This is a genomic window from Sinorhizobium sp. GQ132 (genome assembly GCF_059758575.1).
In genome coordinates this window covers 799,485-818,291 of record NZ_JCAXDX010000001.1, presented here as the reverse complement: position 1 = coordinate 818,291, position 18,807 = coordinate 799,485, and the positions used below count along the sequence as shown (strand labels likewise).

The 18,807-nt window shown below is 62.7% G+C and carries 15 protein-coding genes and 1 other annotated feature; of the genes, 8 read left to right on the top strand and 7 right to left on the bottom strand.

Going from position 1 to position 18,807, the window contains the following annotated elements; all coding sequences use genetic code 11:
• Positions 1 to 55: 55 nt before the first annotated feature.
• The gene (locus AC6CIG_RS03690; RefSeq protein ID WP_498322353.1) at positions 56 to 3,274 is read right to left on the bottom strand and encodes a beta strand repeat-containing protein; all 3,219 of its coding nucleotides are present in this window, start codon (positions 3,272 to 3,274) and stop codon (positions 56 to 58) included.
• A 1,019-nt stretch (positions 3,275 to 4,293) separates the two neighbouring features.
• Here AC6CIG_RS03690 and AC6CIG_RS03685 point away from each other — a divergent pair.
• Positions 4,294 to 4,482, top strand: a complete 189-nt coding sequence (locus tag AC6CIG_RS03685) for a hypothetical protein (RefSeq protein ID WP_018095960.1) — start codon at positions 4,294 to 4,296, stop codon at positions 4,480 to 4,482.
• A gap of 246 nt (positions 4,483 to 4,728) precedes the next feature.
• Here AC6CIG_RS03685 and AC6CIG_RS03680 read toward each other — a convergent pair whose 3' ends face one another.
• The 5 genes from AC6CIG_RS03680 to AC6CIG_RS03660 all read right to left on the bottom strand — a co-directional run bounded on the left by AC6CIG_RS03680 (position 4,729) and on the right by AC6CIG_RS03660 (position 8,741).
• Positions 4,729 to 5,364, bottom strand: coding sequence for a response regulator (locus AC6CIG_RS03680; RefSeq protein ID WP_018095961.1), 636 nt, complete (start codon positions 5,362 to 5,364; stop codon positions 4,729 to 4,731).
• A complete protein-coding gene (locus AC6CIG_RS03675) occupies positions 5,364 to 7,028 on the bottom strand; it encodes a sensor histidine kinase (protein WP_102761470.1) in 1,665 nt (554 codons plus the stop codon). The genes AC6CIG_RS03680 and AC6CIG_RS03675 overlap by 1 nt, the downstream gene beginning before the upstream one ends.
• Before the next feature lie 99 nt (positions 7,029 to 7,127).
• Positions 7,128 to 8,144 carry an SDR family oxidoreductase gene (locus tag AC6CIG_RS03670; RefSeq protein WP_498322350.1) on the bottom strand — a complete coding sequence of 339 codons (1,017 nt, stop codon included), beginning with the start codon at positions 8,142 to 8,144 and terminating at the stop codon, positions 7,128 to 7,130.
• 107 nt (positions 8,145 to 8,251) lie between these two features.
• Positions 8,252 to 8,443: a hypothetical protein gene (locus AC6CIG_RS03665; protein WP_003532118.1), complete on the bottom strand. Its 192-nt coding sequence runs from the start codon at positions 8,441 to 8,443 to the stop codon at positions 8,252 to 8,254.
• 55 nt (positions 8,444 to 8,498) lie between these two features.
• Complete coding sequence (locus AC6CIG_RS03660) at positions 8,499 to 8,741, bottom strand: hypothetical protein (RefSeq protein ID WP_498322349.1); 243 nt, start codon at positions 8,739 to 8,741, stop codon at positions 8,499 to 8,501.
• 195 nt (positions 8,742 to 8,936) lie between these two features.
• Between AC6CIG_RS03660 and AC6CIG_RS03655 the strand changes: the two genes are divergently transcribed.
• From AC6CIG_RS03655 to AC6CIG_RS03640, 4 genes are all read left to right on the top strand, one after another.
• Positions 8,937 to 9,794 carry an SDR family oxidoreductase gene (locus tag AC6CIG_RS03655; protein WP_275599580.1) on the top strand — a complete coding sequence of 286 codons (858 nt, stop codon included), beginning with the start codon at positions 8,937 to 8,939 and terminating at the stop codon, positions 9,792 to 9,794.
• Between the two features lie 127 nt (positions 9,795 to 9,921).
• Positions 9,922 to 10,851 (top strand): substrate-binding domain-containing protein, encoded by a 930-nt coding sequence (locus tag AC6CIG_RS03650; protein ID WP_498322347.1) that lies wholly within the window; start codon positions 9,922 to 9,924, stop codon positions 10,849 to 10,851.
• 309 nt (positions 10,852 to 11,160) lie between these two features.
• Positions 11,161 to 12,354, top strand: a complete 1,194-nt coding sequence (locus AC6CIG_RS03645; protein ID WP_018095968.1) for an MFS transporter — start codon at positions 11,161 to 11,163, stop codon at positions 12,352 to 12,354.
• A gap of 94 nt (positions 12,355 to 12,448) precedes the next feature.
• Positions 12,449 to 12,504: a sequence feature (sul1 is cis-regulatory element that is thought to sense ions involved in sulfur or methionine metabolism; They are found in Alphaproteobacteria), on the top strand.
• Positions 12,505 to 12,571: 67 nt separating this feature from the next.
• The gene (locus tag AC6CIG_RS03640) at positions 12,572 to 14,059 is read left to right on the top strand and encodes a SulP family inorganic anion transporter (protein ID WP_498322346.1); all 1,488 of its coding nucleotides are present in this window, start codon (positions 12,572 to 12,574) and stop codon (positions 14,057 to 14,059) included.
• A 144-nt stretch (positions 14,060 to 14,203) separates the two neighbouring features.
• On the opposite strand, the gene AC6CIG_RS03635 is transcribed toward AC6CIG_RS03640, so the two are convergent.
• A complete protein-coding gene (locus tag AC6CIG_RS03635) occupies positions 14,204 to 14,968 on the bottom strand; it encodes an IclR family transcriptional regulator (protein WP_498322345.1) in 765 nt (254 codons plus the stop codon).
• Positions 14,969 to 15,211: 243 nt separating this feature from the next.
• On the opposite strand from AC6CIG_RS03635, the gene AC6CIG_RS03630 reads away from it, so the two are divergent.
• Genes AC6CIG_RS03630 through AC6CIG_RS03620 form a run of 3 tightly spaced genes read left to right on the top strand, consistent with a single transcriptional unit; the run spans position 15,212 to position 18,803 of the window.
• On the top strand, positions 15,212 to 16,153 hold the full coding sequence (locus tag AC6CIG_RS03630) for an ABC transporter permease (protein WP_498322344.1): 942 nt from the start codon (positions 15,212 to 15,214) through the stop codon (positions 16,151 to 16,153).
• The gene (locus tag AC6CIG_RS03625; protein WP_498322342.1) at positions 16,150 to 17,031 is read left to right on the top strand and encodes an ABC transporter permease; all 882 of its coding nucleotides are present in this window, start codon (positions 16,150 to 16,152) and stop codon (positions 17,029 to 17,031) included. The genes AC6CIG_RS03630 and AC6CIG_RS03625 overlap by 4 nt, the downstream gene beginning before the upstream one ends.
• Positions 17,031 to 18,803, top strand: a complete 1,773-nt coding sequence (locus AC6CIG_RS03620; RefSeq protein WP_498322340.1) for an ABC transporter ATP-binding protein — start codon at positions 17,031 to 17,033, stop codon at positions 18,801 to 18,803. The genes AC6CIG_RS03625 and AC6CIG_RS03620 overlap by 1 nt, the downstream gene beginning before the upstream one ends.
• Positions 18,804 to 18,807 lie beyond the last annotated feature (4 nt).

Sequence of the window (18,807 nt, the reverse complement as noted above, 5' to 3'; positions counted from 1 at the left end):
TTTCATTTCCTCCAAACACGGAGCCCGGGCGGGTGTTCCCCTGGAGCCGGGGCGATCACGCGACGAGCACGAAATCGCCCGCGGTCAGGCCCGGCTGCGTCGAAAGCACGGCGAACTGCACGGCCCCATGACCGGAAAGGCTGCCATCGGCGTCGTAGTAGAGCGCACCGCTCGTCGTGTCGTAGATGATTTTCTGGTTCACGTTCTGCGCATCGGTTGCACCGGCCGCCGCGTAGAACTGCGTCGCCGCCAGCGTCCCGCCACTCAGCGTGGTGAAGACACTCTTCGAGAGGAAGAGCCTGTCTCCGGCGGTGAAATCCACGACCGTGTCGACATTCCCAGCGCCGAGAGCGAAGTCGAACTGGAAAATGTCCGCGCCCGCACCACCGAAGAGGGTGTCGCTTCCGCCGCCGCCCGAAAGAAGGTTCGCGTTCGCGTCGCCGCTCAGGCTGTCATTGCCGGTCCCGCCCCAGATGTTCTCGATGTTGCGGATCGTGTCCTCGGCCACGCCCCCGACCGTGACGGTCGTATAGCTGGCGCCGTCGAGTGCGACGGACACGGATGCGCTCTTGTCGCGGTAGCTCGCGGTATCGGAAGCCGCCCCGCCGTCGAGAATGTCCGCTCCGCCTCCGCCCGTAAGGACGTCCTTGCCGTCATTGCCGTTGAGGGTGTTGGCGAAGCCATCGCCCGTGAGCTTATCGTTGCCCTTGCCGCCGAACACATTCTCGATATTGCGAATGGTATCTTCGGCGACGCCGCCGACGAAGACGAAGCTGTCGCCGGCTCCCAAAAGCGCCACCTCGACAGACGCCGCCTTCTCACGGTAATCGGCAGTATCCACGCCTGCGCCGCCGTCTATGAAATCGGCGCCGAGAGCTCCCCGAAACATATTGTTCGCGGCGTCGCCGACAAGCGTGTCGTCACCGGACCCCGAGAGTATGTTTTCCACACCGCGGATGGTGTCTTCGGCTATGCCGCCCACGAAAACGACCGCACTCGCCGTGCCGTTCAGCGTGACGGAAATCGCATCGGTTTTCTCCAGGTAGTCGGCGGTGTCGACGCCATTGCCGCCGTCCAGCACGTCTTTGCCGAGACCCCCTCTCAGCGTGTCGGCGCCGTCATTGCCGATAAGAACATTGGCCAGACTGTCTCCGGTGAGCGTGTCGCCGGCGGAACCGCCGGAGATGTTCTCGAAATTGCTGATCGTGTCCTCGATCACGCCGCCCACCTTGACGGTCATGGGGTTGGCCCCATCGAGAGTAACGGAGACTGACTTGGTTTTGTCGCGATAATCGACCGTATCCACACCGGTGCCACCGTCCAGACGGTCGGCGCCCGCACCGCCGCGGATCGTATTGCTGTTGCCGTCGCCGGTCAGCACGTCAGCGCCGGCGCCGCCGAAGATGTTTTCGATGTTGCGGACCGTGTCCTCAGCCAGGCCGCCGACCGTCGCAATCGCGTTCGCCGCACCCGCCAGCGTCAGGACGATACCGGCCGTCTTGTCTCTGAAGTCGGCCGTATCGGACCCCGCGCCGCCGTCGATGGTATCCTGTCCACCACCGCCCTTGAGAATGTCGCCGCCGCCGCCGCCCAGGAGGACGTTGGCCTGCGAGTCGCCGGTCAGCACGTCCGCGACGGCGCTGCCCGTGACATTCTCGATATTGCGCAGCGTGTCCTCCGCAGCGTTGCCAACGATCAACTTCGCGTCGTTGGCGCCGTTGAGCGTCACCGCGATCCCCTTGGCTGAAGCCGAATAGTCGACCGTGTCGTTGCCCGCCCCGCCGTCGAAGAGGTTCTGGAACCCGTCGCCTGCGAACACGTCATTGCCCGAGCCGCCGATGACGTTCTCGATGTCGCGCAGAGTATCCTCCGCGACGCCGCCGACGAAGACCGTCACCGGGTTCGACCCGGCCAGTGTCACGACGACCGATGCCGTCTTGTCACTGAAGTCGGCCGTGTCGCTGCCGGCACCTCCGTCCAGAAGGTCGGCACCAAGGCCGCCGCGGAACGTATTCGCGGCGTCGTCACCGGTAAGCTGATCGTTGCCGGATCCGCCGTTGATGTTCTCGATGTTGCGAACCGTATCCTCGGCCGTCCCGCCGACGGTTGCAACGGCATCGGCCGCCCCGTTGAGGGCCAGCACGACCGATTGCGTCTTATCGCTGAAGTCTGCGGTGTCGCTGCCGTCCCCGCCGTCCAGCACGTCGGCACCGAGACCTCCGCGAAACGTATTGGCGGCCGCATCGCCGGTGATCATGTCATCTCCCGAGCCGCCGACGATGTTCTCGATCTTCGCGATCAGATCCTCGGCAACGCCGTCAACCGTTACCATGACCGGCTTGCTGCCGTTCAGCGTCACGGCGATTGCAGCGGTCTTGTCGCTATAGTCGGCGGTGTCGCTGTCTTCGCCGCCGTCCAGGGTGTCCGCGCCCTCTCCTCCCTTGAGCCAGTCGTTGCCCCGCGCGCCTGAGAACTTATTTCCCTCCGCATCGCCGATGAGCATGTCGTCCGTCGACCCGCCGACGAGGTTCTCGATATTGCGGATCGTGTCCTCCGCGACGCCGCCGACGAAGACCGTCGCTGCATTCGCGCCGTTGAGCTGCACGAAGACGGAGGACGTCTTTTCGCGGAGATCGAAGGTATCAACCCCGTTGCCACCGTCTGCTGTGTCGTTGCCGGCGCCCCCGAAAAGCGAGTCGTCGCCGTCGCCGCCGTTGAGAATGTCGTTCCCTGCTTCGCCGCGAAGCACGTTGTTCCGGTCGTCGCCGGTCAGCACGTCGTTGCCCGACCCGCCATAGACGTTTTCGAAATTGCTGATCGTGTCCTCGGCGATACCGTTCACGAAGACGGTGGCGGGTGTCGCGCCCATCAGGGTGACGACAACGGACTGGGTCTTGTCGGTATAGTCGGCCGTATCGTTGCCGGCGCCTCCGTCGAGGACGTCGTTTCCGCCGCCGCCTCGGAACAGGTTGTTTTGAGCGTCGCCCGTAATAGTGTCGTTGCCGGAGCCCCCGTAAACGTTCTCGATGTTGCTGAGAGTGTCCTCGGCCGCGCCATTGACGAAGACCGTCGCGGCGGTCGCACCGGTCAGGGTGACTACGACTGAAGTCGTCTTTTCGCGATAGTCGACCGTGTCGACGCCCGCGCCGCCGTTGATCACGTCGGCGCCTCCCAGTCCCTGGATGAGATCGTCACCGCCCAACCCGCTAATCACGTCGTCTAGATCAGTGCCGATGAGGACATTGTTTCCGGATGTGCCGGTAATGACTGCCATGGGAATTCCTCCCTAAAATCTCCCGGCGGGGCCTGTGTATTGCGCCCGACGCTTCGAGGATTGCTGACCTGGAGCATTGCCGCCCTTTGTCCAAGTTGCGGAAATGCTCTAACCCTTTGTGTTGCCGCAATTCCGGACGGAAAATTGCGGCACAGTTTTCCTGAGCTTCAGAAAGTCGCACGCTGTTTTACTAGTGCCATCGCGGGATGAAAGAATGCCGGGCTGTATCGTCCGCTTCCCGCTGGAAGTATCGCAATCAAGTGTGTTCTATGTTTTTGACCGCTCGGACCCAAGAAATCCGGACCCCAACGGCGCCTCTTCACAATCGCAAAATGGTCCCCTTGCCGGGTCCGGCGTGATCCTGTCCAGGCGAAGCAGACTACGACAGCTTGTACCCGTCACGCGGCACCCCTGTTTCGCCCCATCCTGTCGGGATGCGGTCTGTCTGCGGTCCCTGATGCTGCTGCCGCCGGCTCCAGACGACTTGCCGATCGCATTCGAGGTGAGGCCGGTGGAGAGCAGGACGGTGACCAGCGGCGGCGTCCAAACGGCAGAGCGGCCACAACTTTTCAGAAATTCGCGGCGATCCTCCTCGCAGTCTGCCCCGAGTTTTTCGGTTTGAACGGCATAATCGAAATTCCTGTGCGTTCAGCAATCACACCGGGCATTCATCAGGCTCGCAACGATCGCTGCCGCACTTCGGCTGCTGCATGTTTTTCCTTCGAAAGGAAACATGCAGTCGGGGATACTGGCACCGCCCGCTGCGGTTGGATATATAGGAAACCCTATAGTGAAGGTGGCAATCACGGCGGCCGACGAACCTTACGATCCAGAAGAATTCTGTCGTTTCGACCGTTTTCACGCCCAAGGAACAAAGCATATATCGTTCCATATATTTCGGCTTCGGCGGTTTGGTGTAATCATTCGTGCCGTGAAGTTGCGTTTACTTCGCCGGCCGAGAGCAGCACTGCTGCAGCGCGTCCGTAAAGTCTTCACCCTCTTAGAGGAAAGGGTTACCTATGCTTACACGTAGGAGAATTGTTTCCGTATGCGCGCTTGGAGTGTCCTTCCTAATGGTGCTCCCGCTTGTTTCAGTAACTGTATTTGACGGATCTTCCGACAAGGCCTTTGCAGACAGCCGCGATATCGGCCACAAGAAGGGCGACAAGGGCAAACAGGACAGCGGCACTGTCAACACAGGAGACTGATCGACGCCTGTGTCGTAATCTCCATGCAGCTCGGAGGCTCTAAGGGCCTCCTTTTTTTGAGGAACCCTACGCATTCGTTTTGGAATAACTTTAGTCCGTAGCATTCCCGGAAGGTTTGTGGTCGATGGTTCCGCCCGGAAGCGGTCGCTTCAAGGATGATACCCAAGCGTCTGAAGGTCAGCCCACCACCTGTGGAGCTCGCAAGGAGACTGACCTTACAGACGTCCATCTACCAGAAACGCACCACTAGGATTTCAATGGATTGGTGTACTGCACATGAAGCGCAGCAAGCGTGGCGCGATTGCTGATGTCCAATTTGCGGAAGATGTTGTGCAGGTGGATCCCCACCGTCCCTTCGGAGGTTCCGAGTCTCGCCGCGATCATGCGGTTGGAGAGACCGCCGCAGATCAGCGCTGCGATCTCGCGTTCGCGTGGCGTAAGCAGACTGAACCTCTCCAGCGTCGCGTCGTTACCGACCTGAGACGCATTTGCCAGCAGATCGGCCGGCAGCCACTTCCCGCCCATGGCGACCTGCCGCATGCAGTCGAGCAGCGCTTCGGGCGCATATTCCTTCAGGAGAAGACCGGAAAGCCCCATCTTCAGCGCTTCCGCGACCTGCGGGCCGCTGATCGTCGCAGTCAGGAAGATCACCCTCGGCAGACGCCGCGTGCCGCGGATCGCCCTCAGGATTTCCAATCCGCCCATGCCGGGCATGGCCACGTCGAGGACGGCAATGTCCGGCTGGAGGCGGGATATGAGCGAAATCGCTTCGACGCCGCTTGCCGTTGCGCCGACGACGTCGAAGTCCGGCGCTGCGGCGATGATGTCCTGCAATCCTCGCAGGAGCAACGGGTGATCGTCGACGAGCAGCACCGAATGCATCACCTGACCTCCAGCTTCAGCGGTAGCGCGATCTTGAGCCCTAGGCCAGGAGAATTCCGGCAGACCGCCAGCTTTCCGCCAAGCTCCGCCACCCGCTGCGACAGCGAGAGGGGCTTCATCTCGAGTTCACCCGATATTCCCGTGCCGTTATCGGTGATCTCCAGGTTCAGGAGCTCCGCGTTCCTGACAAAAGCTATCCGCAACAGCGTCGCCCGTCCGTGGCGCACCGCATTGCTCGCGGCTTCGGAGATCAACTGCATTATCTCGTAAAGCATCCATTTGGGCACCACGAGCGGCGCGGGTCCGTGTGACACGTCGATTGCGCAATTCCACTGCGTTCTCAACAGGTCGAGAAATTCCGGAAGTTCCTGCTCGATCCTGGCGAGATTACCTTCCTCTCCCGGTCGGTTCTCATCCACGAATTTGCGGACACATTGCTGCTGTTCGAGGATGAGCGAGCCCACCTCCGTCAGCTGCGTCTTTGCGCCATCCGGGATTCCTTCTCCGATCAGTTTCAGTTTGAGACGCGCCGCAGTGAGGTTCTGAAGCACGCTGTCATGCAAATCGCGGGCAAGGCGCATGCGCCCCTCGGAACGAGCGGCCTGGATAAGAGCGACACGCTCGAGCTCCGTCCCGACGCGGGTGGCGATGATCTGAGACAGATCTTTCGTGTCGTCGGCGGCGTTGGCGAAGCTGACCACGAAAACGCAGCCGCGATATCGAACACTGGAGAAGGTGGCGGAAAATACCTTGCGGTCCGATTGGTCGGTGTTTGCGCGGATCTGGGGCAGATCGGCGAACAGGCCATTCAGCGCCTCGCCGCTCTTGCGATCGCGTCCGTCGTAGTGATCGGGATCGTGACGACGCCAGAAGTCGGTGTCCCTGAGATCGGCCAATTGGAGCGTGCCGTTAGCCCAGTATGCGACGCATCCCGATTCGAATTCCTGCTCACGCCAGATGACGAGCAGATGCGCATCGCCAAGAACGCCGGAAGCATGTTCCAACAGGATGCTCAGCCAGGACACCCGGTCCTCGCCGATTGCGCCCGGCGGCCACTGCGCGAGTTGCGCCAGGCGCTGCCGGCTTCGTTCGCGATAGGCTCCGAAATAGCCGAGCGTCGCCGCGATGAGCACGAAATAGGTGGACCGCATAATGAAGACGTTGAGTTCCGCGTCGCCGTCGAGAAGGTCGGGAAGGCCGACCACGAGCTGGACGAGAAGGGCGATCAGTGCTCCGAGCGCGGCACCCTTCAAACCCCAGCGCATCGTCATCGCCAGGATGACGAACGGAAGAATCGAAAAGAACGGGCTCACCAGTTCGTTCGTCAGGAACGTCAGCCAGCCGACGACCGCCGCGTCGATACCATGGATCAGGAGGTGCACCGGACTGACGAACGAGTACCGCAGCGGAAAGATCACCAGCGCAGTTGCGAGGAGAAGGTAGAGGCAAAGAACGACGCGAGACTCGTATAGAAGCGAGTTCGGCCGAGTGGGATCGAGATAGATCGCCAGGATCGCGAAGGCTGCGGTGATAACGCGACCGAGGCAGATCAGGCGTTCCGGATCGGTGCGCAACAGCCACTCGCGCGCCCCCCCGGCAAATTCCTTGGCGGGGCGGTGAGCGCGCACAGGCGCGTCATTTCGGGTCGGCTGCGTGATCGCCATGCGCAACTCTGCCTTCGCGCGATCGCGGAAGTGAAAATTTATATTAGTATGTCGCGATCTTCACTGCGAATGGCGCGAAAGTCAACGATCCTGTGCCGTCTAAGCGCGCCTGAAGAGACGCGCGACGCTGGAGCGGCTTCGGCCGACCTTCGCGCGCGGCTTGCCGAGGACAAGCGCGGCGACGGCGATGCCCAGCACGCAGACAGCCGCCGTCGTTGCGACCGGAACGCGGCGGGACGAGCGCAGCCCGCCGTCTATGCCCCCGGGTTCGGCCGGTGCCCTGAACAGATTGCCATGGCTCCTCGCCACGCGCGGCGCGCGGCTCAGATAACGCGATGTCAGCTTCGCCATGAGCCGCGGGGTCATGTTCGGCGCGACGAAATGCGCAAACCGCGTCAGATCGGCGACGAGGCCGACGGTCAGCGAATTACGGGGGCGCTCCGCCAGGCGCACGATCGCCCGGGCAGCGCGGCGCGCATTGTAGACGGGCGGAGGAACGCTCAGCCTGCGACCGGTGTAATTGGCGCCGTGCTTGACCCCCGGTGTGTCCATGAAGGTCGGATAGACGTCGCAGATGTGAATGTCGCGCTCGTCCGCAAGCTCCGCCCGCAGAGCTTCCGAAAAGCCCCTCAGGCCGAATTTGCTGGCGCTGTAGGCCGCGGCAAAGGGTGCAGAGGCGAAGCCGCCGAGCGAGATCATATTGATGAAAATGCCATGCCGCTGTTTGCGGAAGATCGGGATCGCCGCATGCGCGTCGTTTAGATGGCCGATCAGGTTGGTGCGGATGACCTGTTCATGCGCTTCGATCGGCGTTTCCTCGAAGCGGCCGACGGCGCCGACGCCGACATTGCTGAACCAGACGTCTATCTTGCCGAAGCTCATCGCCTTCCTGGCCAGGTCCTTGACCGCATCGGCGTCCGTCACATCGGTCGGGGCGACGAGAACCTCCGCTCCGAGTTTACGGCAGGCTCTGGCGACCTCGTGAAGCGCGGCCGCATCGCGCGCCGCAAGCACGAGCTTCGACCCGCGCCGGGCAAAGGCCTCGGCGGTGGCCTGTCCAACCCCCGACGACGCCCCGGTGATGACGACCACTGCATCTTCGAGAGAATTCAACATATCGCTCCTCCATCTGCCGTCCGCACGCCGGCCGCAACCACATTACAAGCATGCCCCGCCGCCTGTGAACCGCGAGGGAGCGAAGATGTTCCGGCAGCGCCTGCCTGCTAACGCTTCGTCTTGCCGGCGTCCGAAACCTTGCCGCGATGCGGATCCTTCAGGTTCTCGCCGACGGCGTCCCGATCGCGTTCCGGATCATCCTTGGCGGGGAGATATCCTCTCGGGCGCGTCTCCTTCGGCCCTTCCCACCGCGGCGACTGCTCGGTGGTGCCGGGCGCACCTTCCTTTGGCGTTTTCATCGTCATTCTCCATCAAGCTGCAAGGCGAACCGAACACTGTGCATCCGGAACGCACTCATTCCTGGTCTTTCATGTCGGGCAGGGGATTGCGCTGGTCGGCATCCTCCAGGTCGGACTTGACGATGTATTCATCCCTCTTCAAACGCGCCGCCTCCCGCGCGGCCTTGGCGTTCGGGATCTCGTCCGGTTCGATCGGGGGTTTGTCGGCCTCCGGGCGCAGGTCGCTGTCATTCTCGACAGGCGGTTGCACGGTCTTCACATCAAGGGGGGCTGCCGATGGTCGCTTGGCTTTCTCCATCTCACTCTCCTGCTGTTTCATTGGGTCAGGAGGGCAACGTGAAGCCGTAGGCGAAGTTCCATCGGCGGTCTTCTCAAGGCCGCCATGGCCCGGAACAAAGCCAGTCTGCCCGAGTTAGGGCCGCGTACTCGCCGGAGGCAGCGCAGCGATGCCGATCGTCATTCCAGAAGGAGCCTTGCGAAGGAGTTCGTGACCATGGAAAAATTTCCGCACCCTCCCTTTCCCCGCCAAACCCAGGAAATGCCCGGCACCACCGATCGGATGCAGCCGCTGCCGGATCACGGGGAAAACTCCTACCAGGGTTCCGGACGCCTGAAGGACAAGAGAGCCATCATCACCGGCGGGGACAGCGGCATCGGCAGGGCCGTGGCGATCGCCTATGCGCGCGAGGGAGCGGACGTTCTCATCAGCTATCTGAGCGAACATGACGACGCGATGGCCACCAAGGCTCTGGTGGAGGAAGCCGGCCGCAAGGCCGTGCTTGCCGCCGGCGACATTCAGTCGTCCGACCATTGCCGCAGGATCGTCGAAACGGCCGTTCGGGAGCTCGGCGGCATCGACATCCTCGTCAACAATGCGGCACATCAGGCGACCTTCAAGAACATCGAGGACATCAGCGACGAGGAATGGGAGCTGACATTCCGCGTCAACATGCACGCGATGTTCTATCTGACCAAGGCAGCGGTGCCGCACATGAAGAAGGGCAGCGCCATCATCAACACCGCCTCCATCAATGCCGATGCTCCCAATCCGATCCTGCTTGCCTATGCGACCACCAAGGGCGCGATTCACAATTTCAGTGCCGGTCTCGCTCAGATGCTGGCCGAGCGGGGGATAAGGGTGAACGTCGTGGCTCCGGGACCGATCTGGACGCCGCTTATTCCCTCCACCATGCCCGAGGATACGGTCACGAATTTCGGCAAGCAGGTGCCGATGAAGCGTCCGGGGCAGCCCGTGGAGCTCGCCTCGGCCTATGTCATGCTCGCAGACCCCATGTCGAGCTACGTGTCCGGTGCGACGATCGCCGTGACCGGCGGCAAGCCGTTCCTCTGAGCGGCCGGCGGTCGGCGAACGGCTCGTCGATCGCGCCCGAATGAAATGTACATTTCATCTTGATTTTCTTCAGAATTCGTATTCCATTTCCTCCCGGCTTCACAGTCGCCCGAGAGAGGTACTTTTCATGAACCGCATATTGTCCGCTGCCGCACTGGCTCTCTTCGCCAGCGCGGCCAGCGCCGAAAACATCGGCATCACCATCGCCCGCTCCGACAGCGCATTCCTGACCATCCTGCGCGACGGCATGCAGGACCAGGCCGCCAAGCTCGACGGCATCACCGTCCAGGTCGAGGATGCGCAGAACGATCCGAGCCGGCAGCTCGATCAGGTGCAGAACTTCGTCTCCTCCGGCGTCGACGCAATCATCGTCATCGCCGTCGATGGGGACAGCACACCGGCGCTGACGAAGATGGCGAGCGATGCGGGCATCCCGATCGTCTACGCGAACCACCCGCCGGCCGATGTCGACAAGCTACCCGAAACGGCTGCCTTCGTCGGCTCCAACGAGGTCGATTCCGGCACCCTGGAAACGAAGGAAGTGTGCCGGCTGCTCGGTGGCAAGGGCGCGGCCTATGTCCTCATGGGACCGCTCAACAATCACTCCTCGCTCGTCCGAACGAAGGACATCCATGACGTGATCGCCACGGACGAGTGCCAGGGCATGAGCGTCATCGAGGAGCAGAGCGCCAATTGGGATCGTCTCGAAGCCGCCAACATCATGACCAACTGGCTTTCGACCGGCCGGGAATTCGATGCCGTGATCGCCAATAACGACGAGATGGCCATCGGCGCTATCCAGGCCATGAAGGCGGCGGGCGTCGACATGTCCAAGGTCGTCGTAGGCGGCATCGACGCAACGCCGGACGGCCTGGCCGCCATGGCCGCGGGCGATCTGGACGTCACCGTCTTTCAGAATGCGATCGCCCAAGGGGCTGCCGCCATGGACGCCGCCGTCGCCCTTTCGCGCGCCCAGAAGACCGAACGGCAGATCTGGGTTCCCTTCGAACTGGTGACGCCGCAGAACATGCAGGACTACGCCACGGCCAACCAGTAGGCCCTGGTTCCCAGGACCTCATCCAGTCCTCGTCCGCCGGCCGCTTTTCCCCTCGCACCGCCTGCAGGGAAAGCGGCCGGCAGGTCGGACGATTGTTTCGCCCGGCCTCGTCGCATCGTTTGACAGCGACGAGAGTCACTTCGGGGAAAACCGACCACCATTCGTGAATTTCATTCACAGGCATTGCGACTGGCGAGGTGCTTCTCGCAGCCGGTCGGCTGCAGCATATTGCACTGCGAAACGTCAACCATCGCCAACGTCTTCGAGTCCCGCTTCGCGACCGCGAATGGCGGGCGGAAAGGATTTGCCATGCCTTTGGCCATCTTCGCATTGACGATCGCGGCCTATGCGATCGGAACCACCGAATTCGTGATCGTCGGTCTGCTGCCGACGGTCGCCACCGACCTCGCAATTACGCTGCCGCTTGCCGGCCTCATCGTCAGCGTCTACGCGCTCGGCGTCACCTTCGGCGCGCCGGTCCTGACGGCGCTGACCGGGCGGATCGAACGCAAGCCGCTGCTTCTCGGGCTGATGGCGCTCTTCATTGCCGGGAATACGGCCGCGGCGCTCTCGCCGAACTACGAAGTGCTGCTCGTCGCACGGGTGCTTTCGGCCTTCGCCCACGGCGTCTTCTTCTCGGTCGGCTCGACGATCGCAGCCGATCTCGTACCGGAGAACCGCCGCGCTTCCGCGATCGCCATGATGTTCATGGGACTGACGGTCGCGATCGTCACCGGCGTCCCTATCGGCACCTATGTCGGCCAAATCTTCGGGTGGCGGGCGACGTTCTGGGGCGTTGCGGCGCTCGGTGTCGTCGCCTTTGCCGGCATCGCCGCCCTCCTTCCGGGCACGCTCACCAAAGCCGCGCCGGCGAGCCTTCTCGATCAAGTGCGGGTGCTCGGTTCCGGCCGTCTGCTCATCGTCTTCGCCATGACCGCGCTCGGCTATGGCGGCACCTTCGTCGCCTTCACCTTCCTGGCGCCGATCCTGCAAGAGGTCACCGGCTTCTCCGAACGGAGCGTCAGCCTGATCCTCGTGCTTTACGGCGTCGCCATTGCCATCGGCAACATCGCCGGCGGGCGGATCGCCAACACCAATCCGGTCAAGGCGCTCGTCGGGCTCTTCCTGCTGCAGGCGCTGGTGCTGGTGATCTTCTCGTTCACCGCCATCTCGCCGGTGCTGACGCTCGTGACGCTCGCCGCGCTCGGCTTCCTGTCCTTCGCAAACGTACCGGGTCTGCAGCTCTACGTGGTTCAGCTTGCCAAGGAGCACCGGCCCGGTGCCGTCGACGTCGCCTCGGCGCTGAACATCGCCGCCTTCAATCTGGGTATCGCGCTCGGCGCGTGGCTCGGCGGCTTGGTGGTCGCCTCTCCGCTCGGCCTCGCCGCCACGCCATGGGTCGGTGCCATTCTCGTTTCGGGCGCACTCCTGCTCACGCTCTGGAGCGGCGTTCTCGACCGCCGCGAAACGGTGTGCGGCGAGCCCGCCACCGTCACCGGCTGAGATTTGCGAAACATCGCGCTGCCGCCGGAATTGCGGCAGCGCACAATTCATCATTGCATCGGCAGCAGCCGGTCCGTATAAAGCCGGTACTCACCCCGGACCCGGTGAAACCCCGGGTGGCTCTTCTGGCCGCCGATCCGCCAGACAACGCAACAGCATCAAACCATGACGAGCCGGCCTCCCGCCGGCCTGGTGCGCTACTCTTGCGAAGAAAATCATGAAACTGACACTTGCCAGCTATAAACGCGAATGGTTCTCCAATATCCGCGACGACGTCCTTTCGGGCATCGTCGTGGCGCTTGCACTGATCCCGGAGGCTATCGGCTTCTCGGTCATCGCCGGCGTCGATCCGAAGGTCGGCCTCTTCGCCTCCTTCGCCATCGCCTGCGTCTCCGCCTTTACCGGCGGCCGCCCGGGGATGATCTCGGCGGCAACGGCCGCCACCGCCGTCCTGATGGTGACTCTCGTCAGGGATCACGGCCTCCAATATCTTTTTGCCGCCACCCTGCTGATGGGGCTCATCCAGATCGCAGCCGGCTTCCTGAAGCTCGGCCGGGTGATGCGCTTCGTCTCCCGTTCGGTCATCACCGGCTTCGTCAATGCGCTTGCGATTCTGATCTTCATGGCGCAGCTTCCGGAACTCATCGGCGTGCCGCACGTGACCTATGCGATGATCGCGGCGGGGCTCGCGATCATTTACCTGTTTCCTTACGTCACCAGGGCGGTTCCCTCGCCGCTCGTCGCCATCGCCGTTCTGACCGCGGTGGCCGTATGGACCGGCATGGACATTCGCACGGTCGGCGATCTCGGCGAACTGCCGTCGAGCCTGCCGATCTTCGCGCTGCCGCAGGTGCCGCTCACCTTCGAGACGCTGCAGATCATCTTCCCCTATTCCGTGGCGCTTGCCGCCGTCGGTCTGCTCGAATCCCTTCTGACCGCTCAGATCGTCGACGACATGACGGACACGACGAGCAACAAGAGTCAGGAATGCATCGGCCAGGGCGCCAGCAACATCGCCTCCGGTCTCATAGGCGGGATGGGCGGCTGCGCCATGATCGGCCAGTCGGTGATCAACGTGACCTCCGGCGGGCGCGGGCGGCTCTCGACCTTCGTCGCCGGCGCCTTCCTTCTCTTCCTCATACTCGTCCTCGACGACCTCGTCCGCATCATTCCGATGGCCGCACTGGTGGCTGTCATGATCATGGTCTCGGTCGGCACCTTCTCGTGGCGCTCCATCCTCGACCTGCGCCGCAATCCCCTGCCCTCCTCCGTGGTGATGCTGGCAACCGTCGTCACCACGGTCGGCACCCATGATCTCGCAAAGGGCGTTCTGGTCGGGGTGCTTCTGTCGGGGGTGTTCTTCGCCGGAAAGGTCGCCCGCCTCTTCCATGTCCGCTCGATGCTCGACGAGAGCGGCACGGTGCGCACCTACCATGTCGACGGCCAGATCTTCTTCGCCTCGACCGAGGGATTCATCGGCGCCTTCGACTTCGCCGAGCCGTTGGAAAAGGTCGTCATCGACGTCGGCGAGGCGCATCTGTGGGACATCACCGCAGTCGGCGCACTGGACAAGGTGGTGCTTAAATATCGCCGCCACGGCGTAACCGTCGAGGTGATCGGCCTCAACGAGGCGAGCGCTCATATGCTCGACCGCTTCGCCGTGCACGACAAGAGCGAAGGCGCGGCGCTCACCGCAACACACTGAATTCACGAGACCCCGAGTCGGATAGGATCAGCCCCGGGGTCTCCTCCACAGGGACACGGGTTGCCCTTCCGGCGAGCACGGCTGCCTGCGGCTTTTCATCTAAAGTCAGACGGAACTAAACCGAAAATACCCTGCGGCTCACGACTACAGCAGGCTACCGCCGAGACACTCCCGCAGGTTCTCTACTATCTCCGCGATCCAGACATCGTTCATCAGTTCCAGCGGCGCATTGAATGAAACCGCAACATTCACTTCGTATTGGCCACGTCGCGGGACCGGTAGGCCGATGCCGCCCTCGCCGGGCAGATAATAGCCCATATTGACCGCATAGCCGCGACCGCGCGCCTCGCTTACAAGTTTCGTCACGACACCGGCATCGACGTGTCGCAGCGCCGGGTGCGTTGCATAGCGCTCGGAATTCGCTTCGATGATCTGTGCCGCATTGTCCTCCGGCAGCATGGAAAGCAAGGCCACGCTTCCCGCGGCAACGCCCATGGGCACGCGCGCGCCCACGCCCATCGTGAACTGCCTGCGCGTGGATCGGCTGACCATTTCGGCGCAAACGGCATCCACGCCTGCCTGCACCATCAGATAGACGGTGAACCCGGTGCGCCGCGCGAATTCGGTCATGCCGGGCCGGATCAATTGGATCTGGGACTCCAGCCGCTCCTGCCGTTTGGCCAGCATTTGGATTGCCGGGCCCAGCCGGTAGTGCCCGTAGCGCCCCGCCGCCTCGGCAAAACCTTTCTGCAGCAGCGCGGCCACACTGCGGTGGGCGGCCGATTTCGCGCTCCCCGTCCTTCGGGCGATTTCGGCGAGACTCAATCCGTCCGGCCCTGCGTCCCCGAGGACGATCATTATCTCCAGTGCCCTCTCTGCGTTGAGGGAGGAGCCGACGCTTCCAGACATAATGCCACCTACGTTATATTCCTATAATTAGAACAATATAGGCGTTTTCATATCGATTAAAGGAATTTGTTGACATGGTGGACGATTGCCAGCATCGTGACCACCAAGGAAACGGAGTTTTCCGGACAGGAGAGGAGGCTGTCGCTCACCGGTTTCCTGCGCCCGATCGTCGGCGCAGGCGTCGGCCGGGTATGCTTTGTCAGGCGCCTCCGTCCTGCCCGGGGTCTGACAAAGGGCGAGTGTATGCTGCCATTTCTGATCAAGCGCCTGGGGTTCGCGATCCTGACCCTGTTCAGCGTGCTTACCCTGGTTTTTCTGATCGTGAGGGTTCTGCCGGGGGACCCGGCGCTCGTCATCCTCGGAGACCAGGCGAGTCCGGCCAGCATCGCTGCCCTGCATGCGCGGCTCGGCCTCGACCAGCCCGTTCTCGTGCAATACGGCCAGTTTCTCCTGCACGCGGTGCAGGGCGACCTCGGCAAGTCGATGGTGACCGGCCGGCCGGTTTCGGAAGAAATTCTCGCAGTTCTGCCCTATACGATGGAGCTGACTATCGCGGCACTCGCCCTCGGCGTGGTGCTGGGCGTTCCCGCCGGCGTCTGGGCTGCCGTAAGGCGCAATCGCCTCCCGGACTACCTTCTGCGTTTCATCTCACTGCTCGGCCTTTCGCTTCCGGCCTTTGTCGCGGCAATCGTACTGCTGATGGTTTTCGCGATCCAGTTCCGCTGGTTTCCCGTCATCAGCGCAGGCAGCGGTGAAACGATAGCCGACCGGCTTCGGCAAATGGCGCTGCCTACACTGGCGCTTGCACTGATCATGATGGCCTACATCACCCGCGTGACCCGCTCGGCCATGCTGGAGGTGCTCAATCAGGATTTCGTGCGCACGGCACGCGCCAAGGGTGCCACCCCCGCCGCCGTGATCTGGAGGCATGCTCTCGGAAACTGCATGATCCCGATCACCACGGTCGTCGGGCTCTATCTCGGCATTCTGATCGGCAATTCGGTTCTGACGGAGATCGTGTTCTCGCGCCCCGGCCTGGGCAAACTGATCCTCACGGCACTCACGCAGCGGGACTACACGCTGCTTCAAGGCATGATCGTCATCTACACGCTGATGGTCGTCGTCGTGAACCTGCTGACCGACCTGACCTATGGCTTTCTCGATCCGAGGGTGCAGTACAAATGACCGACGCCGCCGTTACACCCTCACGGCCGATCAGCCGCAGAAGCGCCTTTCGTGATTTTGCCGCACAATTGAACGCATCGACCTGGATCGGCATGCTCATCGTTCTGGCGCTGGTCCTGGCCGCGATCTTCGCGCCGCAGCTGGCGACGCACGATCCTGCAAGTCAGAACATCATGGACCAGCTGGCCGAGCCGGGCGCAAACTTCTGGCTGGGCGCTGACCAGTTCGGTCGAGACATCTGGTCGCGGATCCTCTACGGCGCACGATACTCGCTGACCATCGGGTTCTTCGCCATCCTGACGGCGCTGATCGTCGGCACGTTGATCGGCATGATCGCCGGCTATGTCGGCGGCCGCATAGACATCGTCTTCATGCAAATCATGGATGTGGTGCTGGCTTTTCCCTCGCTCATTCTCGGCCTCGCGCTCGTGGCGTTGATGGGCGCCACGCTGACCAACATCATCATCGCGATCGCATTCACGGCAACGCCGGCTTTCGCCCGCATCGCCCGTGCCGGCGTGATTACACAGCGCGACCGCGAATATGTACAGGCGTGCCAGGCAATGGGCTTCTCGGGACCGAGAATTCTGTTCAGGCACATCATGCCGGCGATCCTGCCGGAGGTGATGGTCATGGCCTCGCTGTGGATGGCCACTGCCGTGCGCACCGAAGCGTCTTTGGCGTTCATCGGTCTGGGGCTGGCGCCGCCGACACCGACCTGGGGCGGCATGGTGCGCGACGGGTTCGACAACATACTGAGCTCTTTCCATCTCGCACTCGTCCCCAGCGTGGCGATTCTGCTTCTGGTCCTTGCCTTCAACCTGATCGGCGATGGCCTGCGCGATGCCATCGACCCCCGCCTTAAGGATGCCTCGTGATGGAGAAGAAGCCTGTCATCTCGGTCCGCAATCTCAGCGTCTCCTTCGGTCGCACCACGGTTGTTCATGATCTCAGCTTCGACATCGCTGCGGGGAGCACTCTCGCGCTGGTCGGAGAATCCGGCTCCGGAAAATCGGTTACCTCGCTTGCCATCATGCGGCTCCTGCCCGAGCGCGTCGCACGAGCCGGAGGCTCGATCACGCTTGATGATCGTGACCTCCTGACACTGGCCGAACCGGAAATGCGGCAGGTGCGCGGCGGGCGGATCAGCATGATCTTCCAGGAGCCGATGACGTCGCTGAACCCGGTCCAGCGCGTGGGCGACCAGCTCGCCGAGGTGATCCGCATCCATAGGGGGCTCAAAGGTGCGGCGCTGAGGGAAGCCGTACTGGAGATGCTGCGGAAGGTGCGTATCCCCGACCCGGAAGCGCGCATGTACCAGTACCCGCACACCTTTTCCGGCGGAATGCGGCAGCGCGTGATGATCGCCATGGCTCTCGCCTGCGATCCCGCGCTGATCATCGCCGACGAGCCGACGACCGCACTCGACGTGACGGTTCAGGCTCAGACGCTGGCCCTGCTGAAAGACCTTCAGCGTGAGACCGGCGCTGCGGTTCTGTTCATCACGCACGACATGGGCGTCGTCGCCGAGCTGGCCGACAATGTGCTGGTCATGCGCCGGGGACGCGAAATCGAGAGCGGCACCGTCCATGAGGTCTTCTCCAATCCGAAGGACGCCTATACCCGCAGCCTGATAGAAGCCGCTCCCAGCCTCGTGGGAAAACTCAGCGAGATCAGCGTTCCTGCTCAGCCGGTGCAAGGCGTGCCGGCCTCGATCATCGGCGAAACGCCCGTACTCGACGTTACCGACCTCACCGTGCGCTTTCCCGTACGCAGTGGATTCTTCGGTCGCCTGACGGGAATGGTTCACGCGGTCGAACGTGCATCGCTCGCCATAACGAAAGGCGAAACGCTCGGTCTGGTGGGGGAGTCCGGCTCCGGCAAGTCGACGATCGGCAAGGCCGTCATAAACCTCGCGCCGATCGGTTCCGGCGATGTGCGGGTGTGCGGGCAGCGCGTGGACTATGACGATCCGCAGAGCCTCGCCCGTATGCGGCGCGACGTGCAGATGATATTCCAGGATCCCTACGGGTCGCTCGATGCCCGGCAGACGATCGGCTCTGCGATCATGGAGCCCATGCAGGTCCATGGGCTCGCCAGGGGCGCCGAAGCCTTCGAGAAGATGCAATGGCTGATGGAGCGGGTGGGCCTCGACCCGTCGCGCGCCTCGAGCCTGCCGCACGAATTCTCGGGCGGCCAACGGCAGCGCATCTGCATCGCGCGCGCTCTGGCGATGTCGCCGAAGCTCATCATCGCCGACGAAGCGGTCTCCGCGCTCGATGTGGCGATCAAAGCCCAGATCATCGACCTGATGATCGACCTGCAGAAGGAATTCGGCGTCTCCTATCTGTTCATCAGCCACGATATGGCCGCGGTAGAACGCATCTGCGATCGCGTGGCGGTCATGTATTTCGGCGAGATCGTCGAGATCGGCAAGACCGAGGACGTTATCGGCCGGCCGGGCCACGAATATACCAGGCGCCTGCTTTCGGCCATCCCGATCACCCATCCCGACCAGCGCGGACGGCGCCCGCCCCAGGGCGTGGACGTCACCCAGCCGCGCAGTCCCATCAAGCCACTCGCCTATCAGGCCCCGGCCCCCCGCTGGTCCATGGCCTCCGAAGGGCACTTCATCCGCAGTGCGACCTGACCTC

Bases quoted from the DNA above. Each gene is read 5' to 3' on its own strand.
- AC6CIG_RS03690 (WP_498322353.1), bottom strand. From the start codon at position 3,274: ATGGCAGTCATTACCGGCACATCCGGAAACAATGTCCTCATCGGCACT.
- AC6CIG_RS03685 (WP_018095960.1), top strand. From the start codon at position 4,294: ATGCTTACACGTAGGAGAATTGTTTCCGTATGCGCGCTTGGAGTGTCC.
- AC6CIG_RS03680 (WP_018095961.1), bottom strand. From the start codon at position 5,364: ATGCATTCGGTGCTGCTCGTCGACGATCACCCGTTGCTCCTGCGAGGA.
- AC6CIG_RS03675 (WP_102761470.1), bottom strand. From the start codon at position 7,028: ATGGCGATCACGCAGCCGACCCGAAATGACGCGCCTGTGCGCGCTCAC.
- AC6CIG_RS03670 (WP_498322350.1), bottom strand. From the start codon at position 8,144: ATGTTGAATTCTCTCGAAGATGCAGTGGTCGTCATCACCGGGGCGTCG.
- AC6CIG_RS03665 (WP_003532118.1), bottom strand. From the start codon at position 8,443: ATGAAAACGCCAAAGGAAGGTGCGCCCGGCACCACCGAGCAGTCGCCG.
- AC6CIG_RS03660 (WP_498322349.1), bottom strand. From the start codon at position 8,741: ATGGAGAAAGCCAAGCGACCATCGGCAGCCCCCCTTGATGTGAAGACC.
- AC6CIG_RS03655 (WP_275599580.1), top strand. From the start codon at position 8,937: ATGGAAAAATTTCCGCACCCTCCCTTTCCCCGCCAAACCCAGGAAATG.
- AC6CIG_RS03650 (WP_498322347.1), top strand. From the start codon at position 9,922: ATGAACCGCATATTGTCCGCTGCCGCACTGGCTCTCTTCGCCAGCGCG.
- AC6CIG_RS03645 (WP_018095968.1), top strand. From the start codon at position 11,161: ATGCCTTTGGCCATCTTCGCATTGACGATCGCGGCCTATGCGATCGGA.
- AC6CIG_RS03640 (WP_498322346.1), top strand. From the start codon at position 12,572: ATGAAACTGACACTTGCCAGCTATAAACGCGAATGGTTCTCCAATATC.
- AC6CIG_RS03635 (WP_498322345.1), bottom strand. From the start codon at position 14,968: ATGTCTGGAAGCGTCGGCTCCTCCCTCAACGCAGAGAGGGCACTGGAG.
- AC6CIG_RS03630 (WP_498322344.1), top strand. From the start codon at position 15,212: ATGCTGCCATTTCTGATCAAGCGCCTGGGGTTCGCGATCCTGACCCTG.
- AC6CIG_RS03625 (WP_498322342.1), top strand. From the start codon at position 16,150: ATGACCGACGCCGCCGTTACACCCTCACGGCCGATCAGCCGCAGAAGC.
- AC6CIG_RS03620 (WP_498322340.1), top strand. From the start codon at position 17,031: ATGGAGAAGAAGCCTGTCATCTCGGTCCGCAATCTCAGCGTCTCCTTC.